The 19,164-nt window shown below is 66.8% G+C and carries 18 protein-coding genes; 9 read left to right on the top strand and 9 right to left on the bottom strand.

The annotated features are described in order from the left end of the window. Positions 1-10: 10 nt before the first annotated feature. The gene (ctaD, locus tag F3I16_RS02415; protein ID WP_160492166.1) at positions 11-1,594 is read right to left on the bottom strand and encodes a cytochrome c oxidase subunit I; all 1,584 of its coding nucleotides are present in this window, start codon (positions 1,592-1,594) and stop codon (positions 11-13) included. Positions 1,595-1,598: 4 nt separating this feature from the next. Further along, positions 1,599-2,723 carry a cytochrome c oxidase subunit II gene (gene coxB / locus F3I16_RS02410; protein WP_160492165.1) on the bottom strand — a complete coding sequence of 375 codons (1,125 nt, stop codon included), beginning with the start codon at positions 2,721-2,723 and terminating at the stop codon, positions 1,599-1,601. Positions 2,724-3,095: 372 nt separating this feature from the next. Here coxB and F3I16_RS02405 point away from each other — a divergent pair, with 372 nt between their 5' ends. Next, entirely contained in the window at positions 3,096-3,737 is a 642-nt protein-coding gene (locus tag F3I16_RS02405) for a hypothetical protein (RefSeq protein ID WP_160492164.1), read from the top strand. A 188-nt stretch (positions 3,738-3,925) separates the two neighbouring features. Here the strand turns inward: F3I16_RS02405 and F3I16_RS02400 are convergent, their stop codons facing one another. From F3I16_RS02400 to prlC, 4 genes are all read right to left on the bottom strand, one after another. Continuing rightward, positions 3,926-4,651 (bottom strand): carbonic anhydrase, encoded by a 726-nt coding sequence (locus F3I16_RS02400; protein ID WP_160492163.1) that lies wholly within the window; start codon positions 4,649-4,651, stop codon positions 3,926-3,928. Between the two features lie 84 nt (positions 4,652-4,735). After that, a complete protein-coding gene (locus tag F3I16_RS02395; RefSeq protein ID WP_160492162.1) occupies positions 4,736-5,794 on the bottom strand; it encodes a PA0069 family radical SAM protein in 1,059 nt (352 codons plus the stop codon). A gap of 70 nt (positions 5,795-5,864) precedes the next feature. Then, on the bottom strand, positions 5,865-6,131 hold the full coding sequence (locus tag F3I16_RS02390; RefSeq protein WP_160492161.1) for a YheV family putative zinc ribbon protein: 267 nt from the start codon (positions 6,129-6,131) through the stop codon (positions 5,865-5,867). Then, positions 6,128-8,176: an oligopeptidase A gene (gene prlC, locus F3I16_RS02385; protein ID WP_160492160.1), complete on the bottom strand. Its 2,049-nt coding sequence runs from the start codon at positions 8,174-8,176 to the stop codon at positions 6,128-6,130. The genes F3I16_RS02390 and prlC overlap by 4 nt, the downstream gene beginning before the upstream one ends. 123 nt (positions 8,177-8,299) lie before the next feature. Here prlC and F3I16_RS02380 point away from each other — a divergent pair, with 123 nt between their 5' ends. Together F3I16_RS02380 and F3I16_RS02375 are read left to right on the top strand one after the other, a co-directional pair. Then, on the top strand, positions 8,300-8,848 hold the full coding sequence (locus F3I16_RS02380) for a gamma carbonic anhydrase family protein (protein ID WP_160492159.1): 549 nt from the start codon (positions 8,300-8,302) through the stop codon (positions 8,846-8,848). 169 nt (positions 8,849-9,017) lie between these two features. After that, complete coding sequence (locus tag F3I16_RS02375; RefSeq protein ID WP_160492158.1) at positions 9,018-9,911, top strand: hypothetical protein; 894 nt, start codon at positions 9,018-9,020, stop codon at positions 9,909-9,911. A 16-nt stretch (positions 9,912-9,927) separates the two neighbouring features. Here F3I16_RS02375 and F3I16_RS02370 read toward each other — a convergent pair whose 3' ends face one another. Beyond that, on the bottom strand, positions 9,928-11,004 hold the full coding sequence (locus F3I16_RS02370) for an aminopeptidase (RefSeq protein WP_256670054.1): 1,077 nt from the start codon (positions 11,002-11,004) through the stop codon (positions 9,928-9,930). A 55-nt stretch (positions 11,005-11,059) separates the two neighbouring features. Here F3I16_RS02370 and F3I16_RS02365 point away from each other — a divergent pair, with 55 nt between their 5' ends. Both F3I16_RS02365 and F3I16_RS02360 read left to right on the top strand, forming a co-directional pair. Further along, positions 11,060-11,476 carry a hypothetical protein gene (locus F3I16_RS02365; protein WP_160492156.1) on the top strand — a complete coding sequence of 139 codons (417 nt, stop codon included), beginning with the start codon at positions 11,060-11,062 and terminating at the stop codon, positions 11,474-11,476. A 41-nt stretch (positions 11,477-11,517) separates the two neighbouring features. Next, positions 11,518-11,940: a hypothetical protein gene (locus tag F3I16_RS02360; RefSeq protein ID WP_160492893.1), complete on the top strand. Its 423-nt coding sequence runs from the start codon at positions 11,518-11,520 to the stop codon at positions 11,938-11,940. A 44-nt stretch (positions 11,941-11,984) separates the two neighbouring features. On the opposite strand, the gene F3I16_RS02355 is transcribed toward F3I16_RS02360, so the two are convergent. Further along, positions 11,985-13,352: a glutamine synthetase family protein gene (locus tag F3I16_RS02355; protein ID WP_160492155.1), complete on the bottom strand. Its 1,368-nt coding sequence runs from the start codon at positions 13,350-13,352 to the stop codon at positions 11,985-11,987. A gap of 69 nt (positions 13,353-13,421) precedes the next feature. Then, positions 13,422-14,813, bottom strand: coding sequence for an aspartate aminotransferase family protein (locus F3I16_RS02350; RefSeq protein WP_160492154.1), 1,392 nt, complete (start codon positions 14,811-14,813; stop codon positions 13,422-13,424). A 116-nt stretch (positions 14,814-14,929) separates the two neighbouring features. Here F3I16_RS02350 and F3I16_RS02345 point away from each other — a divergent pair, with 116 nt between their 5' ends. The 4 genes from F3I16_RS02345 to F3I16_RS02330 all read left to right on the top strand — a co-directional run bounded on the left by F3I16_RS02345 (position 14,930) and on the right by F3I16_RS02330 (position 18,854). After that, positions 14,930-15,706: an SDR family NAD(P)-dependent oxidoreductase gene (locus F3I16_RS02345; RefSeq protein ID WP_372239592.1), complete on the top strand. Its 777-nt coding sequence runs from the start codon at positions 14,930-14,932 to the stop codon at positions 15,704-15,706. A gap of 146 nt (positions 15,707-15,852) precedes the next feature. Next, positions 15,853-16,503: a GntR family transcriptional regulator gene (locus F3I16_RS02340; RefSeq protein ID WP_160492152.1), complete on the top strand. Its 651-nt coding sequence runs from the start codon at positions 15,853-15,855 to the stop codon at positions 16,501-16,503. Positions 16,504-16,560: 57 nt separating this feature from the next. Next, positions 16,561-18,165, top strand: coding sequence for a tetratricopeptide repeat-containing response regulator (locus tag F3I16_RS02335; RefSeq protein ID WP_160492151.1), 1,605 nt, complete (start codon positions 16,561-16,563; stop codon positions 18,163-18,165). Next, on the top strand, positions 18,162-18,854 hold the full coding sequence (locus tag F3I16_RS02330) for a sensor histidine kinase KdpD (RefSeq protein ID WP_160492150.1): 693 nt from the start codon (positions 18,162-18,164) through the stop codon (positions 18,852-18,854). Before F3I16_RS02335 ends, F3I16_RS02330 begins: the two co-directional genes overlap by 4 nt. The last annotated feature ends 310 nt before the right edge of the window (positions 18,855-19,164 follow it).

Here is a 19,164-nt window from a genome sequence, read left to right as displayed (position 1 = left end):
GGCGGTGCTCCTACTTCACGTCCGGCGGGGTGGTGAAGGTGTGGTAGGGCGCCGGCGACGGCACCGTCCACTCCAGCCCTTCGGCGCCGTCCCAGGGCTTGGCCGGGGCGGGCTTGCCGCCACGGATGCACTTGATGACGATGAACAGGAAGAGGAATTGCGTCGCGCCGAAGGTGAAGGCGCCGATCGACGAGAGCATGTTGAAGTCGGCGAACTGCAGGTTGTAGTCGGGAATGCGCCGCGGCATGCCGGCCAGGCCGACGAAGTGCATGGGGAAGAACGCCAGGTTCATGCCGATGAAGCTCATCCAGAAATGCAGCTTGCCGAGGGTCTCGTCGTACATGTGGCCGGTCCATTTCGGTAGCCAGTAGTAGGCCGAGGCGAAGATGCCGAAGATCGCCCCGGGCACCAGCACGTAGTGGAAATGCGCCACCACGAAGTAGGTGTCGTGGTACTGGAAGTCCGCCGGGGCGATGGCCAGCATCAGCCCGGAGAAGCCGCCGATGGTGAACAGGATGACGAAGGCCACGGAAAACAGCATCGGCGTCTCGAAGGTCATCGAGCCCTGCCACATGGTGCTGGCCCAGTTGAACACCTTCACCCCGGTGGGCACGGCGATCAGCATAGTGGCGTACATGAAGAACAGTTCGCCGGTGAGCGGGATGCCCACGGTGAACATGTGGTGCGCCCAGACGATGAACGACAGGAAGGCGATCGAGGCGGTGGCGTAGACCATCGAGGTGTAGCCGAACAGCGGCTTGCGCGCGAAGGCCGGGATGATCGAGCTGACCGCACCGAAGGCGGGGAGGATCATGATGTACACCTCGGGGTGGCCGAAGAACCAAAACACGTGCTGGAACAGCACCGGGTCGCCGCCGCCGGCCGCGCTGAAGAAGCTGGTGCCGAAGTGGATGTCCATCAGCATCATGGTCACCACCCCGGCCAGCACCGGCATCACCGCGATCAGCAGGAAGGCGGTGATCAGCCAGGTCCAGACGAACAGCGGCATCTTCATCAGGGTCATGCCGGGGGCGCGCAGGTTGAGGATGGTGGCGATCACGTTGATCGCGCCCATGATCGAGCTGATGCCCATCAGGTGCACGGCGAAGATGAAGAAGGTCACCGACTCCGGCGCATAGGTGGTCGACAGCGGCGCGTAGAAGGTCCAGCCGAAGTTGGGCCCGCCGCCTTCGCTGAACAGGGTGCTGACCAGCATGCCGAAGGCCGCCGGTAGCAGCCAGAAGCTGAAGTTGTTCATCCGCGGCAGGGCCATGTCCGGCGCGCCGACCATCAGCGGGATCATCCAGTTGGCCAGGCCGACGAACGCCGGCATCACCGCGCCAAAGACCATGATCAGGCCGTGCATGGTGGTCATCTGGTTGAAGAACTCCGGCTGCACGATCTGCAGGCCCGGCTGGAACAGCTCGGCGCGAATCACCATGGCCATGCTGCCACCCAGCAGGAACATGGCGAAGCTGAACCACAGGTACATGGTGCCGATGTCCTTGTGGTTGGTGGTCAGCACCCAGCGCATCAGGCCCTTGGCCGGGCCATGGTGGTGGTCAGTATGACCGTGGTCGATCACTGCACTCATGTCCTTACTCCTGAGCCTGTTTGAACGCGAGGACGTCTTTCGGCGTGACCATGTCGCCCACCGCATTGCCCCAGGCATTGCGCTCGTAGGTGATGATCGCGGCGATATCGACTTCCGACAGTTGCTTGCCGAAGGCGGCCATGGAGGTGCCGGGCTTGCCGTTGACCACGATGCCTAGATGGCCGGCGACCGGGCCGGTGGCGATCTTCGAGCCCTTGAGCGCCGGGAACATCGGCGGCAGGCCTTCGCCGGTCGGCTGGTGACAGGCGGCGCAGTTGGTCTGGTAGGCCTTCTCGCCACGGGCGTAGAGCTCGTCGCGGGTCCACTCCTTGCTGGTCAGCTCCTTGACCTTGGCCGCCTCGGCCTTGCGCTCGGCCAGCCAGAGGGCGAAGTCTTCCTTGCTCTTGGCTTCCACCACCACCGGCATGAAGCCGTGGTCCTTGCCGCACAGCTCGGTGCACTGGCCACGGTAGACGCCGGGATTGTCGATGCGGGTCCAGGATTCGTTGACGAAGCCGGGGATGGCGTCCTTCTTCACCGCCAGAGCCGGCACCCACCAGGAGTGGATCACGTCGGCGGCGGTGATCAGGAAGCGCACCTTGGTGCCGACCGGCACCACCAGCGGCTGGTCCACCTCGAGCAGGTAGTGCTCGCCTTTTTCCGCCTGGTTGTTGATCTGCGCGGCGGGCGTGGCCAGGTTGCTGAAGAACTCGACGTCCTGACCCAGATACTTGTAGTGCCACTTCCACTGGTAGCCGGTGATCTGGATATCCAGCTCCGACTCGGAGGTGTCGTAGATGTCGATCAGGGTCTTGGTCGCCGGCACCGCCATCACCACCAGGATGGCGAACGGCACCACGGTCCAGAGGATCTCCACCGTGGTGCTTTCATGGAAGTGAGCGGCGACCTGGCCGGTGGAACGGCGGTGGATGATCATCGACCAGAACATCGCGCCGAAGACCACCACGCCGATCACGACGCATATCCAGAAGATGATCATGTGCAGGTCGAAGACTGAACGGCTGACCTCGGTGGCGCCGGGCAGCATGTTGACTGCCCACTCGGCCTGCGCCGAGCCGAATGCCAACCACAGCAGGAGGCCCATCCAGACTCGTGGATGTCGCATCATTGCGGGTTCCCCTTAATTGTTCTTGTTATCCCGCCGGCAAAGCCCGCGGCAAAGGGATCGACTGCCGATACAGCTGGCTGAAACTGTCGAAACCTCTCCGTGCCGCAGCCCGTCCGGTTCCATCAGGTAACGCCTTGCGATTTCGAGTATAGACAGCCACTGCGACATAACAACGCAGCCAGAAAAATGCCGCGGGGAATTTATCCTTGGCGCAGGGGCAGCAATGGCGGGGGCTGCGACCTAGAGCGGGGGCACGCTATATAGCAAGCAAGAATAAATATTTAATAATTATGACAATCCGATCTTAGTCAGCACCCGTGGCGAGCTAAGGTGAACTTTCGTTTGAATCATGTCCTCAACACAGGAGCCGTCATGAATACCCTCGCACTGCGCGAACAGATCCAGCAGGCACTGGCCCATGAAGCCGACAGCGGCGCCCTGGCGCAACAGCTGCAAGGCCAGCTGGCCAAGCTGCACCCGACCATCCAGCTGCCGGCCAGCGACGCCCGTGGCGTGCTCGAACGCTTCGTCGCCGCCTATATCGAGCAGGTCCCGGACGTGCTCGACGCCGCCTACAGCGTGGCCCGCGAGGCCGGCATCGAGGAGCAGATCAAGCCGGTGCTGAAGCTGGCCGAGCAGTTCTTCCTCAGCCCGCCGAGCGTCATGGAGGGCCATCAGGGCCTGGATGCCCTGCTCGACGAATCCTACCTGGCCCACCGCCTGGTCGAGGAGGTCAACGACCGCTACATCACCCACCTCGGCCAGCCGCTGATCCCGCTGGATACCACGGTGGCCAACCTGATCGCCCACCAGCTGATCGGCGAGCCCTTCGCCAACCAGCTGGACGAAGCGGTGCAGCACACCATGGACGGTCTGCTCGACGACAGCGTGTTCCAGCAGAGCTCGGTGCAGGACTACCGCGCCCGCCTGAGCAGCCCGCAAACCCTGGCGGCCTGGCAGAGCTGGCCGTGCCTGTCGCGCCAGCTCGGCGTGGAGCTGGGCCTGCCGGCCTGAAAACCCGTTCAGAAGCTGCTGCGCGTCGGCCATGCGTCGTCGAAAGCACCTTCGGAATGCTCATTTACCAGCAGTAAACTGCGCTTCCTCACGTACTTTCTCCTAGCCTGATCCTAGCTCGCGAGCTCCTGAGCGAGTTCTAATTGACGCCAGATGCAACAAGGCCCGCATTCGCGGGCCTTGTCGTTTCACTGCGCCGGGTAGCGCGCCCTGGGCGTGGCCATCGGCACCACCTCGCCGTCCAGCGGCAGGAAGTCCCCGCTCTCGGCGTGGTAGGCACGGATCGCGCTGCTCTCGATGTCGTAGACCCAGCCGTGGATGAACAGCTGGCCGCTGGCCAGCCGCGCCGCCACCGAGGGGTGGGTGCACAGGTGATTGAGCTGGGCGATCACGTTCTCCTCGGTGAGGATGCCCAGGGTGTCGTGGCCGCCGCAGCCGCAGTTCTCCTCGACCACCTTGAGCGCCACCTCGCTGTGGCGCAGCCAGGCCTTGACCGTGGGCATGCTCTCCAGGGTCTCGGGGGCCAGCACCGCCTTCATCGCGCCGCAGTCGGAATGGCCGCAGACGATGATGTGCTGCACGCCCAGGGCCAGCACCGCGTACTCGATGGCGGTGGAAACCCCGCCCATCATCTGCCCGTAGGGCGGCACCACGTTGCCGACGTTGCGGGTGACGAACAGGTCGCCCGGCGCGCTCTGGGTAATCAGCTCGGGCACGATGCGCGAGTCGGCGCAGGTGATGAACATGGCCCGCGGGTTCTGCGCGTTTGCCAGGGCCTTGAACAGCTCCTCCTGCTGCGGGAAGACCTCGCTGCGGAAGCGCTTGAAGCCGCCGACTATGGCGCTCAGCGCCTCGTCGGCGCTTTCCGGCGCGGTGCGCGCCTGCAGGGGAATGGCGTTGTGCTTGTAGGGCATTGCGTCTACCTCATGCTGAACCGTTGCGCTGGGCGAATTATCGACCCGGCATGCGGACAGCCGCCAGCCGCGAATAGTCACAAATTACAGCAAGGACAGCTGGCCGCCGGGCGGGGCGAACTGGCTGCAGTCGAGAGCGAAACCTTCGCGCCGATTCAGCCCCAGGCGCTTGAGCGCCAGGGCGAAGCGCTGCGCCAGCAGCTCGGCGAACACGCCCTGGCCACGGAAGCGCTGGCCGAAGCGACTGTCGTACAGCTCGCCGCCGCGGCTCTGGCGGATCAGGCTCAGCACATGCTCGGCGCGCTGCGGGTGGTGCGCCTGCAACCATTCCTCGAACAGCGGCGCCACCTCCCGCGGCAGGCGCAGCAGCATGTAGTTGGCGCTCTGCGCGCCGGCCTGCTGGGCCGCCTCCAGCAAGTTCTCCAGCTCCATGTCGTTGATCATCGGGATCATCGGCGAGCACAGCACGCCCACCGGGATGCGCTGTTCGCGCAGTACGCGAATCGCCCGCAAGCGTGCGGACGGTGCGGCGGCGCGCGGTTCGAGGATGCGCTTGAGCTCGTCGTCCAGGGTGGTCAGGCTGATGTACACCGAAACCAGGCGGCGCTCGGCCAGCTGACTGAGCAGGTCGAGGTCGCGCAGGATCAACGCGCCCTTGGTGACGATGGTCAGCGGGTGGCCATAGCGCAGCAGCACTTCCAGGCAGCGACGGGTCAACTGGTGTTCGCGCTCGATCGGCTGGTAGGGGTCGGTGTTGCTGCCTAGGGCGATCGGCGCACAAACGTAGCCCGGCTTGCTCAGCTGCTGCTCGAGCAGGGCCGGCGCGTTGCGCTTGGCGATCAGCTTGGTCTCGAAGTCGATGCCCGGCGACAGGTCCCAGTAGGCATGGCTGGGCCTGGCATAGCAGTAGATGCAGCCATGCTCGCAGCCGCGGTAGGGGTTGAGCGAGCGGTCGAACGGCAGGTCCGGCGACTGGTTGCGGCTGATGATGCTCTTGGCCATTTCCACCCGCACCTCGGTGGCGCGGCTGGGCGGCACTTCCTGGAACCAGCCGTCGTCCGTGGCGATGATGCGCTGCGGCGCGAAGCGGTTGTGCGGGTTGCAGGCGGTGCCGCGACCGCGCGGCGGCAGGGGGGTGGACATGGCGAGGCCCTTGGCAGATAACTGTACAAATATACAGTTATCTGCCGAGAGTGACAGTACCGTCCGGAAGTTACTCGGCGGGCTTTTTCAGCTTCGGGTTGGGGAAGAACTGCACCGCCTGCACCTTGGGGTTGGCCGGCTTGGCTGCGCTCTGGTTGACCCGCGTGCCAAGCTCCCGGGGCACCGACTGGCCCTGGGCGTTGAGGGTGTCGGCGTAGCCGCAGGCCACGCACTCGCGGTTCGGCGTGCCGTCGACATCCCACATCTGGATGGTGTCCATGGCGCTGCAGGCCGGGCACACGGCACCGGCGATAAAACGCTTCTTCACGCTGCTCATGCCGCCTCCCCGCTCAGGCCGGAATGGCGCAACAGGGCGTCGATGCTCGGCTCGCGGCCGCGGAAGTCGACGAACAGCAGCATCGGTTCCTGGGAACCGCCACGGGCCAGGATCGCCTCGCGGAAGGCGCGGCCGGTGGCCGGGTTGAGCACGCCCTCTTCCTCGAACCGGGAGAAGGCATCGGCGCTCAGCACCTCGGCCCACTTGTAGCTGTAGTAACCGGCCGCGTAACCGCCGGCGAAGATGTGCGCAAAGCTGTTGGCGAAGCGGTTGTAGGCCGGCGGACGCAGCACCGAGACTTCGGCGCGGATGCCTTCGAGCACCTCCAGCACGCTGCGGCCGTCGCCGTGAGTGGCGTGCAGTTCGAAGTCGAACAGGCTGAACTCCAGCTGGCGCACCATCATCAGCCCGGACTGGAAGTTCTTCGCCGCCAGCATCTTGTCCAGCAGGTCCTGGGGCAGCGGCTCGCCGCTCTCGTAGTGGCCGGAGATCAGTGCCAGGCTCTCCGGCTCCCAGCACCAGTTCTCCATGAACTGGCTCGGCAGCTCCACCGCATCCCAGGCCACGCCGTTGATGCCGGACGCGCCGGCATGTTCGACGCGGGTCAGCAAGTGGTGCAGGCCGTGGCCGAACTCGTGGAACAGGGTGGTGACTTCGTCGTGGGTCAGCAGCGCCGGCTTGCCGAGGGAGGCCGGGGTGAAGTTGCACACCAGGTTGGCCACCGGGCTGACCAGCTGGCCATCGGCGGCCCGGCGCTTGTCGCGGGCGCCATCCATCCAGGCCCCGCCGCGCTTGTTGGCGCGGGCGTAGAGGTCGAAGAAGAAGCGGCCGACGTGCTGGCCGTTCTCCTCAATCTCGAACAGGCGCACGTCCGGGTGCCAGCTATCAAAACCACTAAGCTCCTTGATCTGGATGCCGTAGAGCTTCTCGACGATGGCGAACAGGCCGCTGAGCACCCGGTCTATGGGGAACCAGGCGCGCACCTGCTCCTGGGAAATGCTGTAGCGCTGCTCGCGCAGCTTCTCGCTGTAGTAACCGACGTCCCAGCTCTGCAGATCGGCGCAGCCTTGCTCGGCGGCGAAGGCTTTCAGTTCCGCCAGGTCCTGGGCGGCGAAGGGCTTGCTGCGCACGGCCAGGTCGCGGAGAAAATGCAGAACCTGGTCGGTATTTTCGGCCATCTTGCTGGCCAGCGACAGCTCGCTGTAATTGCCAAAACCGAGCAGACGGGCCAGCTCCTGGCGCAGGTCGAGGATCTCGGCCATCAGCGGGCCGTTGTCGAACTGGCCGGCGTTCGGCCCCTGGTCGGAGGCGCGGGTGCAGTAGGCGGCGTAGACCTCTTCGCGCAGGGCGCGGTCGTCGGCGTAGGTCATCACCGCGAAGTAGCTGGGGAATTCCAGGCTGATCAGCCAGCCGTCCAGGCCCTTGGCCTCGGCGGCCTGGGCCATCTGCGCCTTGGCCGAGTCGGTCAGGCCGGCCAGGGCCGCTTCGTCGCCGACGTGCTTGGTCCAGGCCTGGGTGGCGTCGAGCAGCTGGTTGGAGAACTTGCTGGTCAGCTCGGACAGCTTCATCTGGATCTCGCCGTAGCGCTTCTGCTCGGCGGCCGGCAGGTCGATGCCGGACAGGCGGAAGTCGCGCAGGGCGTGTTCGAGGATGGTCTTCTGCGCTACGTCGAAACCGCCAGCCGCCGGGCTGCCCGCCAGCGCCTCGTAGGCCTGGAACAGCGGCTTGTTCTGGCCCATCTCGGTCCAGTACTCGGACAGCTTGGGCAGGCAGGCCTCGTAGGCCGCGCGCAGCTCGGCGTTGTTGCACACCGCATTGAGGTGGCTGACCGGGCTCCAGGCACGGCCCAGGCGCGCGTTCAGCTCGTCCAGGGCCAGCACCAGGCCGTCCCAGCTCGGCGCGGCACGTTGGCTTTCGAGGATGGACACCAGCGCTGCCCGGCTGTCGGCGAGGATGCTGTCGATGGCCGGCTCGACATGCTCGGGCTTGATCGCGGAATAGGGCGGCAGGTCGAAATCTTGGAGAAGAGGGTTGCTGGCGGACACGGCAAGGCACCTTTGATGCACGAATTCATGAACAGGTTATGGGGCCGCGGGCGGCAATTCACAACCGCAGTGCTGCGCATGTTAATTACAATCGGGGCAAACCGCAGCTTGGGAGCTTTTATCGTGGCGATTCGTAAATACCAGGGGGTGACTCCGCAGCTCGGCGCGCGGGTGTTTGTCGACCGTGCGGCGGTGGTCATAGGTGACGTGCAGCTGGGCGAAGACAGCTCGGTGTGGCCCTTCGCCCTGATCCGTGGCGATATGCACCGCATCCGCATCGGCGCGCGCACCAGCGTGCAGGACGGCAGCGTACTGCACATCACCCACGCCGGGCCGTTCAACCCAGACGGCTACCCGCTGATCATTGGCGACGACGTGACCATCGGCCACCAGGTGACCCTGCACGGTTGCACCCTGGGCAACCGCATCCTGGTCGGCATGGGCAGCATCGTCATGGACGGCGCGGTGGTGCAGGACGAAGTGGTGATCGGCGCCGGTTCGCTGGTGCCGCCGGGCAAGGTGCTGGAAAGTGGCTACCTCTACGTCGGCAGCCCGGTAAAGCAGGCGCGGCCACTGAGCGACAAGGAACGTGCCTTCTTCAGCTACAGCGCGGCCAACTACGTGAAGCTGAAAGACCTGCACCTGGCCGAGGGTTACGACCAGGCCGAGTGACCCGCATCACGCCGCCGACCCGGCTGGCTTTTGGCCCGCCAACCCTGCCGGCTATGCTGGCAGCGCGACGTCTACCGAGCAGAAAAGGATTTCCCCCGTGCACGCCAACCCTTTCGACCTACCCGTCAGCCAAACTCCCGCAGCAGCGTTGACGGCTCGGGCATCCGCCTTGCCCTTTGCCTTCATGGGCCTGGCGCTGCTGATCAGCCTGATCGGCTTTGTGATCAGTCTGCTCAGCGTGTGGCTGTTGCAGGACGAGCAGATTTTCACCAGCTACCTGGAGTACCTGCCGCAAATCCTCGCCTCGTTTGTCGAAGGGGCGCTGCTCAGCGCCGCCGCCGTCCTGCTGCTGAGCCGCAGCTACCTGGAGCGTCACGCCATCGCCGGCTTCGCGCGCCCCCGGCAGCTGCTGGCGCTGTTCTTCGGCATGGCGCTGGTGCTGTCGCTGGGGCTGGGTTTTGTTGCGGGGCAGGTGCTGTCACAGCTGTTGTCCCGGGCCTACGAATGGTTCGAGTCGCCGACCCTGGCGCAGCTGTTGGTCAGCGAGCCGATCAACCTGCTGCTGTTCGTCCTCGACACCCTGTTGCCGCTGTGGCTGAGCCTGCATCTGCTGCGCCGCCACGCCGTGCCGGGCGCGGCGCACACGGTCCGGCGCTGGGAGCCGGCCCTGGTCTTCGCCCTGTGCTTTGCCGTGTGCTACCTGAAGCTGGTGAGTCTGCTGCCGGAACAGCTGTTCTTCTACGACAGTACGTGGATCTACAGCCTGTTCCTGCTGGCGGGTCTGCTGCACACCGCCCTGGTCTTCGCCGCCGCCTGGAGCGCTCTGCCGGTGCAGCTGCGCCAGTGCAACCCGGGCCGACTGATCCTCGCCAGCCTGCTGTGCCTGCTGCTGTGGTTGCTGGCCTTCGTGCTGGTTGCCGTGGCCATCGCGCTGTATACCCTGAGCGGCAACGAGCTGTTCAGCGAAGCGCTGCTGGCGCTGCCCGGCCTGGGATTGCTGGCTCTGCTCTGGCCACTGACCCGCCTGAGCCTGCGCTGGGTGTACCGGCCGCAAGCCGCCTGATGGTCAGCCAAGCGCGCTAGTCGCCCGCCATCAGCCTGTTCAACCGGGCATGGCGCTGCTCGGCCGGCAACTCGCCCAGCTCGGCGGCGCGCGCGTAGAAGGCCGCCCAGTCGCTGCCGGCCTGGGCAAACAGCGCGGCGAAGGCCGGCACCCACTGGTCATACAGACCGAAAGGCAGCAGCTTGGCATTGTTCAGCGGCGCGTTGATCCAGGCATCGAAACGCCGGTCGCCGCGCCACTGGCTGTCGCGCAGCTGGCGGTATTCGCTGCGCAGGCGGGCGAACTCGGCGGCCTTGCCCTGGCGTTTCTCCTCATCGCTGCGCGGGCTGGCGTACAGCTGTTCGAGGCGCGCGCGGCTGGCCAGGATCAGCGCGATGAACTGCTGCTTGTGCCGTTCACCGGCGTCGTCCTGCTCCGGCAGGCCATGGCTGGCGCGCCACTGGCGCAGGCCCTGCTGCTCGACGAAGCTGGCGAAGGATTCGTTGAACGCGGTGTCGTCCTGCACATACAGCTGCTGGTGGGCCAGTTCGTGGAAGATCACCGCGGCCAGGCGCTCGTCGTCCCAGCGCAGCATGCTGTTGAGGATCGGGTCGTCGAACCAGCCTAGGGTGGAATAGGCCTCGATGCCGGCGACATGGGTATCCAGCCCCTCCTGACGCAGCAGCGCGGCGGCACCACGGGCGCGGCCCTGCTGGTAGTAGCCGCGGTAGGCCACGCAGCCGGCGATGGGGAAGCAGTGGGTCTGCGGCGCCAGGGATAGCTCGGCGGTGGCGAACACGTTCCACACCACAAAGGGCCGCTGCAGGTCGGCATACAGGCGATAGCTGCGGTTGTCCGGCAGGCCCAGTTCGGCGCTGGCAAAGCTGCGGGCCTGCTGGGCCAGGGCCAGACGCTGCTGCAGCTGCGGGTCGGCGTCCGGGTCGGCGAGAATCGCGCTGACCGGCTCACGCGCCTGCAGCAACCGCGTCTGCCCCACGGCCAGGTGGCTAAAATAATCCAGGTTGGCACAACCGCCCAGCAGCAGGCCGAGCAGCAGGGGAACCACGCGGCGGCGGGCGCGGTCGAGCATGACGAACGATGGGATCGGTAACATGCCCATGAGCCTATTGCATTGCCCCTGCCATACGCCAGCCATGAGGAAAACCGCCATGCGCCGCCTGTTGCTCTGCTGCCTACCCATCGTCCTTGCCGGCTGCGCCCTGTGGCTGCCGCGCCACGACCCCAGCCAGGCCTGGATCGAGCTACACGGCGGCGAAGATCAGCAGTTGCAGGCCCTGCAGGTGGACGGCAAGGCCCTGGAAGACGACCGCTACTTCCAGGTCAGCCCCGGGCGCCACGCCCTGCAGGTGCGCCTGCAGTTCCAGGTCGCGCCGGGCAATATCGGCCCGCTCAGCCAGGGCCGCCCGCGCACCTGCCTGCTGACCCTGGACTACGCCGAATTCGCCGCCGGCCAGCGCTACCTGCTGCGCAGCGGCAGCCATGGCTTCCGCCCCTGGGCCAAGCTCTACGATGCCCACGGCCGGCACCTGGCGCGGGCCCGCGAAGGTCGCTGCGGCGAGGTTTGATCGGCGTTATGCTGAAAGTTCGTCGCCCGGAGCCCTCCACCATGCGCCCGCACTTTCTCCTCGCCCTGCTCAGCCTCAGCGCCTGCGCCAGCCCGCTGCCCCCGCCCGACCCGCAGCAGGCCTGGGTCACCCTGTACGCCAGTGCCGGCTACACCCTGATGGCGCACAAGCTGGATGATCAGCAGACCCCCGACGGCCGCTACTTCCAGGTCAGCCCCGGCGCCCACACCCTGGACGTGCGCTTCCAGTTCGAAGTGGCCGGCGGCGGCGGTGGCAGCGACTTCAACAGCGAGCCGCTGCAGATGACCTGCCACCTGCGCCTGCAGTACGACGGCTTCGCTGCCGGCCAGCAGTACCGCATCGAGGCCCGGCCGCTGCTGATGAAGGCCCAGGGCTGGCTGTACGACAGCCAGCGCCGGGTGCTGGCGCGGGCCAAGGTACTGCGCTGCAACACCTTTGGCTGATGGCCCCGCAGAGGCACCCCGGTGCGCACGGCGCACCCTACGGGCTATGCGTGGGTCAGATACCAGCGCCAGTCCTGCTCGCCGACTTCGCCCATGAACTGGCGGAACTCGTTCCACTTGATCGCCAGGAACACCTTGAGGAAGTCCTCGCCCAGGGCCTCCTTGGCCCAGCTGGAGTTCTCCAGGGCACGCAGGGCGGTCAGCCAGTCGGTGGGCAGGGTCTCACGGGCCTGCTCGTAGCCGTTGCCGACTATGGCCTCGCCCGGGTCGATCTGGTGCTGGATGCCGTGATGGATACCGGCGAGGATCGCCGCCGCCGCCAGGTAGGGGTTGGCGTCGGCGCCGCAGATGCGGTGCTCGACATGCCGGCTGCCTGCCGGCCCGCCCGGCACGCGGAACGACACGGTGCGGTTGTTCACCCCCCAGCTCTTGGCCAGCGGCGCGTAGCTGTTGGCCTGGAAGCGGCGGAACGAGTTGGCGTTGGGGCAGAAGATCGCCAGGGCGTCGTTGAGGGTGGCCATCATCCCGCCAATCGCATATTTCAGCAGCGGCGTGCCCTGCGGGTCTTCCGAGGCCATCAGGTTGTTGCCGTGTTCGTCGGCCAGCGACACATGCATATGCAGGCCGCTGCCGGCCAGGTCGCCGAACGGCTTGGCCATAAAGCAGGCTTGTAATCCATGTTTATTGGCCACGCCCTTGACCAGGCGCTTGTAGCGCACACCTTCGTCGATGGCCTGCAGGGCGTCGAAGCGGTGCTCCAGGGTCAGCTCGACCTGGCCGGGGGCGTACTCGGAGATCGCCGTGCGCACCGGCAGGCCCTGCACTTCGCAGGCGGCGTAGAGGTCGTCGAGGAACGGCTGCAGCTGCTCCAGCTCGTACACCCCATACACCTGCGGTGCCTGTGGGCGCACGCCGTTGGCCTGCAGCGCCGGCTGCGGGCGGCCGTTGGCGTCGCGCTGCTTGTCCAGCAGGTAGAACTCCAGCTCCACCGCCATCACCGGATGGTAGCCGTCGGTCTTGAGGCGGTCGATGGCGCGCACCAGCACGTGGCGTGGATCGGCCGGGGCGGCCGGCAGGCCCTGGCTCGGGTGCATGCTGACCTGTAGCTGGCCGGTGGGTACCGTGCGCCAGGGTTGCAGAGTCAGGCTGCCGGGCAGCGGGTAGGTCCAGCAGTCGGCATCGGCGACTTCCCAGACCAGGCCGCTTTCTTCGACGTCCTCGCCCTGGATGGTCAGCGCCAGGATCGAGCTGGGCAGCGGCCGGCCGTTCTCGTAGATGGCCAGCAGCTCGTCGCGGTGCAGCAGCTTGCCGCGCGGGATGCCGTTGGCGTCGATCAGCATCAGCTCGATGCTGCGCACTTCGGGGTGGGCGGCGAGGAAGTCGCGGGCTTCCTGGGGGTTGGCGAATTGCATGGTGGTTTCTCACGTAGGGTGCGCCGTGCGCACCACAGGGTTAACGGTGCGCACGGCGCACCCTACGAATTATTCGCGGGCGCCGGGAATGGCCAGCAGCTCGGTCAGGGCCTGGTCGAGCATGCCGATCAGCTTGTCCACATCCTCCGCCGTGGTGCTCGGGCAGCACAGGGTCATGTTGTGGAACGGGGTGATCAGGATGCCGCGGTTGATCAGGTACAGGTGCAGGGCCATCTGCAGCTCGTCGTGGAACGCCGCTTCGGCCTCGGCGCCGGTTCTCGGCGACACCGGGCAGAACTGGAACTCGCTGCGCGCGCCCAGCTCGGTCACTGACCACTTCAGCTCGTGCTTGCCGATCAGCGAACGGAAGCCGTCGGCCAGGCGCTTGGCCAGCGGCAACATGTGCGCGTAGGCGGCCGGGGTCATCACCTGTTCCAGGTTGGCACGCATGCAGTGCATGGCCAGGGCGTTGGCCGACAGGGTGGTGCCCATGCCGCTGTGGCCGTGACCGTGGCTGCCCTCGCTGGCGCGCTGGCGCGCGGCGGTCATGGCCTCGGCCATCGCCGCGCTGCAACCGAAGATGCCGCACGGCACGCCGCCGGCGATCGGCTTGCCGACCACGAAGAAGTCCGGGTCGAGGTTCCACAGTTTGGTGCAGCCACCCATATCGGTGGAGATGGTGTGGGTCTCGTCGATGATCAGCAGCGCGCCGTATTTACGGGTCAGCTCGCGGCATTTCTGCATAAAGCCCGGTTCGGGCAGGACCATGCCGATATTGGTCATCGCCGGTTCGCACAGCAGGGCGCAGACGTCGCCCTGGGCCAGTGCCGCCTCCAGTGCGGCCACGTCGTTGAACGGGATCGAGCGGCTGTACTCGGTCAGGTCGTAGGCCTGGCCGACCAGGCCGGAGCGCGGCACGGTCTCGCCGTCGATGCAGCGCACCATCACGTCATCCACGGTGCCGTGGTAGCAGCCGTCGAACACCAGCAGGGTCTTGCGCTGGGTGATGGCGCGCGCCCAGCGCAGCACGTAGCGGTTGGAGTCGGTGGCGGTGGCGGTGACCTGCCAGAACGGCAGGCCGAAGCGCGCAGCCAGCAGCTCGCCGCAGACCACCGCGTCCTCACCCGGCAGCATGGTGGTCAGGCCGTTGTTGCCCTGCTCGGCGATGGCTTTGGCGATCGGGTCCGGCGAGTGGCCGAACATGGTGCCGGTGTCGCCCAGGCAGAAGTCGATGTACTCGTGGCCGTCGACGTCATAGAAGCGCGCGCCCTTGGCCCGCTCGACGAACAGCGGCACCGGGGTCGACCAGTCGGCCATCCAGTGCATCGGCACGCCGCCGTACAGGGAGTGCCGCGCACGCTCGGCCAGGGCCACAGACTTGGGGTTGCGCTCGATGAAGCGCTGGCGCTCGCGGCTGGCGAAAGTTGCTACGGCGGCTGGGCTGATGCCACTGGCAGTCATGTTGAACACCTCGTTCGAATTTCTGCACATGATTGTTTGTGATCACAAATAAGTCAATAGGTGTCTTATAAGCGGTATTGAGGTAGATTCCCCTAAATTTGTGATCACAGGTGGCGATGAAAATGGACAATACACAGCAAGTGGCCCTGATCAGCGGGGCCGGCAGCGACAGCGGTATCGGCATGGCCATTGCCCGCCGTCTCGGCCGCGCTGGTGTGCGGGTGCTAATCACGGCCAGCAGTGCGCGCATCCAGCAGCGTGCCGCCGAGCTGCAGGCTGAAGGTATAGACGCTCGCGCCATGGCCGCCGACCTCACCGACGAAGCGCAGGTCAAGGCGCTGGCCGAGTGGGCTCATGCTCAGTTCGGCCATATCGACATTCTGGTGAATAACGCCGGGATGGCCATGGTTGGCAGCCCGGAGCCGTTCGCCGACGTGGCGGACATGGAGCTGGCGACCTGGAACCTGTCGCTGGCACGCAACCTGACCAGCGCCTTCCTGCTCACCCGCAGCGTCTTGCCGGGGATGAAGGCCCGTGGTTACGGGCGCATCGTGCATATCAGCTCGACCACCGGCACCCGCGGCAGCAACCCCGGCGAGTCGGCCTATAGCGCGGCCAAGGCGGCAATGCTGGGGATGAACATGAGCCTGGCTCTGGAGGTCGGCAAGCAGGGCATCACGGTCAACAGCGTGGCGCCCGGCTGGATCGCCACGGGCTCCTCCACGGAAGAAGAACGGCATGCCGGCACCTATACCCCGATCGGCCGCGCCGGGCGCCCGGAGGAAGTGGCGGCGGCGGTGGCCTTTCTGGCCTCCCGCGAGGCCAGTTACATCACCGGCGAGGTCATCGTAGTGGATGGCGGTAACTGCCTGATCGAGAACAAGGCCCCGTAGGGTGCGCCGCGCGCACCAGCCAGCCCGAGTCGAGTCCCGGTGCGCACGGCGCACCCTACGCCTAAACCCTACAAGGACATCAACATGCGCAACTGCTCGCTGACTCTCGCCCAACTGCCCGCGCCACCGGCCAAGGGTGAATGACCATGGCCGACAATCTGCAGGACCAGCTCTACCAACGCATTCGTGAAGGCCTGCTGGCCGGGCGCTTCCAGCCCGGCGAGCGGCTGAAGATCCGCGACCTGGCCGCCGAGTGGGGCACCAGCCCGATGCCGGTGCGCGCCGCCTTGCAGCGCCTGGTCGCCGAGGGCGCCCTGGAAGGCGAGCCGCAACGCTCGGTGCGGGTGCCGCCGATGACCCGCCAGCGCTACCAGGACATCTTCCAGGTGCGCCTGGGCCTGGAAGGCCTGGCGGTGGAGCTGGCCACCCCGCGCCTGAGCCCGGCCGACCTGGCCGAGCTGCGCGACTGCGTGGCGCGCATGGACCAGGCCATCGAGCAGCGCCAGGTGCAGGCCTACCTGGACGCCAACAGCCAGTTCCACCTGTGCCTGTACGGCGCCTGCGGCAACCCGGTGCTGCTGCGCTCGATCGAGTCGCTGTGGCTGCAGATCGGCCCGTTCTTCAACCGCCTGTTCACCGGCGCCGACCTGTCGCTGCGCCTCAACGACTTCCACGAGGAAGCCTTCGCCGCCATCGAGGCCGGCAACGCCAAGGCCGCGCGCCAGGCCATGGAGCAGGACCTGATCTACTTCGCCCGGTTCCTCCTCAACCTGCTGGAGCTGGAGCAGGGCGGTTGAGGGGCGATTCATGCCTTACACTGCAGTGACTTTTGCGGCCGTACAAGGATCCAGCCGATGGCGGATTACAGCAGCACGCGCTTTCTGATCGTCGACGACTTTTCCGATTTCCGCAGCTCGCTCAAGGCCATGCTGCGCGATATCGGCGCCCGCGACGTGGACACCGCCGACCGCGGCGAAGAGGCCCTGGCCCTGTGCCGGCAGAAGCGCTACGACATCATCCTGCACGACTACAACCTGGGCGCCGGCAAGAATGGCCAGCAGGTGCTCGAGGAGTTGCTGGTCGGCAAGCTGATCAGCCACCAGTGCATCTTCGTCATGGTCACCGCCGAGAGCAGCCAGGCCATGGTCCTCAGTGCCCTGGAGCACGAGCCGGATGCCTACCTGACCAAGCCGTTCAACCGCGCCAGCCTGGTCCAGCGCCTGGACAAGCTGGTGGAGCGCAAGGCCGCGCTCAAGCCGATCCTGCAGGCCCTGGACAAGGGCGAGCCGGCCGCCGTGCTGGCCGCCTGCGACGCCCTCAGCCGCCAGGACCGGCGCTTCGTGCCGCTGTGCCAGCGCTACCAGGCCGGCGCCCTGCGCGAGCTGGGGCGCAACGCCGAGCTGGAGAAGCTGCTCAACGCCGTGCTCGCCGACCGCGCCATGCCCTGGGCCTACCTGGCCCTCGGCCGCCTGCTGCAGGCGCGCGGCGAGCTGGGCCGCGCCCGCGAAGTCTACGAGCGGGCGCTGCCGGCCTGCCCGATGCAGCCGGGGCTGTACGACGGCCTGGCCGCGGTGCTCGCGGCCCAGGGCGAGAACCAGCGCGCCCAGGCGGTGCTCGAGGAGGCAGTGAAACTGTCGCCGCTGGCCATCCGCCGGCAGATGCAGCTGGGCCAGCTGGCGCTGGACAACGAGGACTTCGCCAGCGCCGCCAAGGCCTATCGCCAGGCCATGGAGCAGGGCCGCAACTCGCGTTTCAAGAGCCCGGAAAGCTACCTGGGCCTGGCCCAGGCACTGCTGGCCGAGGCCGGCGACGAGAGCCTGGACAAGCGCGTGCAGGCCGAGATCGGCCAGGCCATGGGTGAGCTGGACAAATACTACGGCGAGGACCCGGCCCTGCAGGTGCGCGCCAGCCTGATGCAGGCCGGGGCTCTGGGCAAATCCGGCGAGCCGGCGCGGGCGGCCAGGCTGGCCGAGGAGGCGGTGGCGCGCATGGCCGAACTGCCGCAGTTCTTCTGCGCCGACGCGGCCCTGCAGGTCGCCGGCCAGTTGCGCGAGCTGGGCCAGGCGGCGGCCAGCGACAGCCTGCTGAAGAGCTGCATGGAGATCTACGGTGACGACCCGGCGGTGCTGCAGAAGGTCGCCAGGCAGACCGACGATCCGCAGATCCTCGGCGCCGGCCAGGAGGCCGTCGACTTCAATCGCCAGGGCGTGCGCGCCTACCAGCTGAGCCGCTTCGGCGATGCCCTGGAACTGTTCCGCCGGGCCCTGGCGCTGCAGCCGAAGAACATCAGCATCACCCTCAACGTCGCCCAGTCGCTGCTGCGCCTGGGCGGCGAGCAGCCGGCGGCGGGCGTGCTCGAGGAGTGCCGGCGCTGCCTGGATGCGGTGAACCGGATGCCGCCCGGCGACCCGCGCTACGAGCGCTACCAGCAGCTGCGCCGGCGGGTGTTCGGCGCATGAGCGGGGAACGCGACGGGCTGGACTTCTCCACGGTGATCGCCTCCACCGTGCACGACATGAAGAACTCCCTGGCCATGCTCACCCAGACCCACGGCCAATGGCTGCAGCAGATGCCCGAGGCCCTGCTGCACGGCCGCGAGCACGGCATCATCGAGTACGAGTTCGCCCGCCTCAACGGCATGCTGGTGCAGCTGCTCGGCCTGTACAAGCTGGGGGTCAACCAGCTGCCGCTGCGCCCGGCCTACCACGAGCTGGAGGACTTCATCGAGGCGCAGCTGGCGCGCCACCACGAGGTGCTGCAGAGCCGCCATATCGTTGCCCGCTGCGAGGTCGCGGAGTTCGACCTGCTGGGTTTCTTCGACCAGGAACTGCTCGGCTCGGTGGTGGCCAACATCATCACCAACTCCATCCGCTATGCGCGCAGTGCCCTGCTGGTGCGTGCCTGGCAGGAGCCGGGGCACCTGGTGCTGGCGATCTGCGACGATGGCCAGGGCTACCCGCCGGCCATGCTCGCCGAGCAGTCCGACTACGTGCTGAGCCTCAACCACAGCACCGGCAGCACCGGCCTGGGCCTGTACTTCGCCGGGCGCATCGCCGAGCTGCACGAGCGCAACGGCGTGCACGGGCATATCGCGATCAGCAACGGCGGCCCGCTGGGCGGCGGCGAGTTCCGCATCTACCTGCCCTGAGCGGCGGCGGCGAATAGCTACAAGGGTGCGCCCAACCCTTCCCACAAACAGAGCACGATATGAGCCAACCCGCTATCGCCCTGGCTAAAGTACAAGCCATTGCCCGGTGCCAGTTCGCGTGGAACGCAGGGCTGCTCCGCCGCAGTGCACGAGGCACCCAAAGGCAGCAGAAGCAACCGGCTGTAACGCAAAGCGGTGACCATCGGCGGCGCCTCCTGGCGGATGGCAAGCACGCGGCTTAGCGGGCCGCGGGCGGATCGGGGATACTGCGCGGCTGCCGCGGCCGCAAACTTGCATGGCCCGGCGCGCT

The sequence above is a fragment of the Pseudomonas sp. L-22-4S-12 genome, assembly GCF_009799935.1.
GTDB lineage: Bacteria > Pseudomonadota > Gammaproteobacteria > Pseudomonadales > Pseudomonadaceae > Aquipseudomonas.
This window is presented reverse-complemented; position numbering and strand designations above follow the sequence as displayed.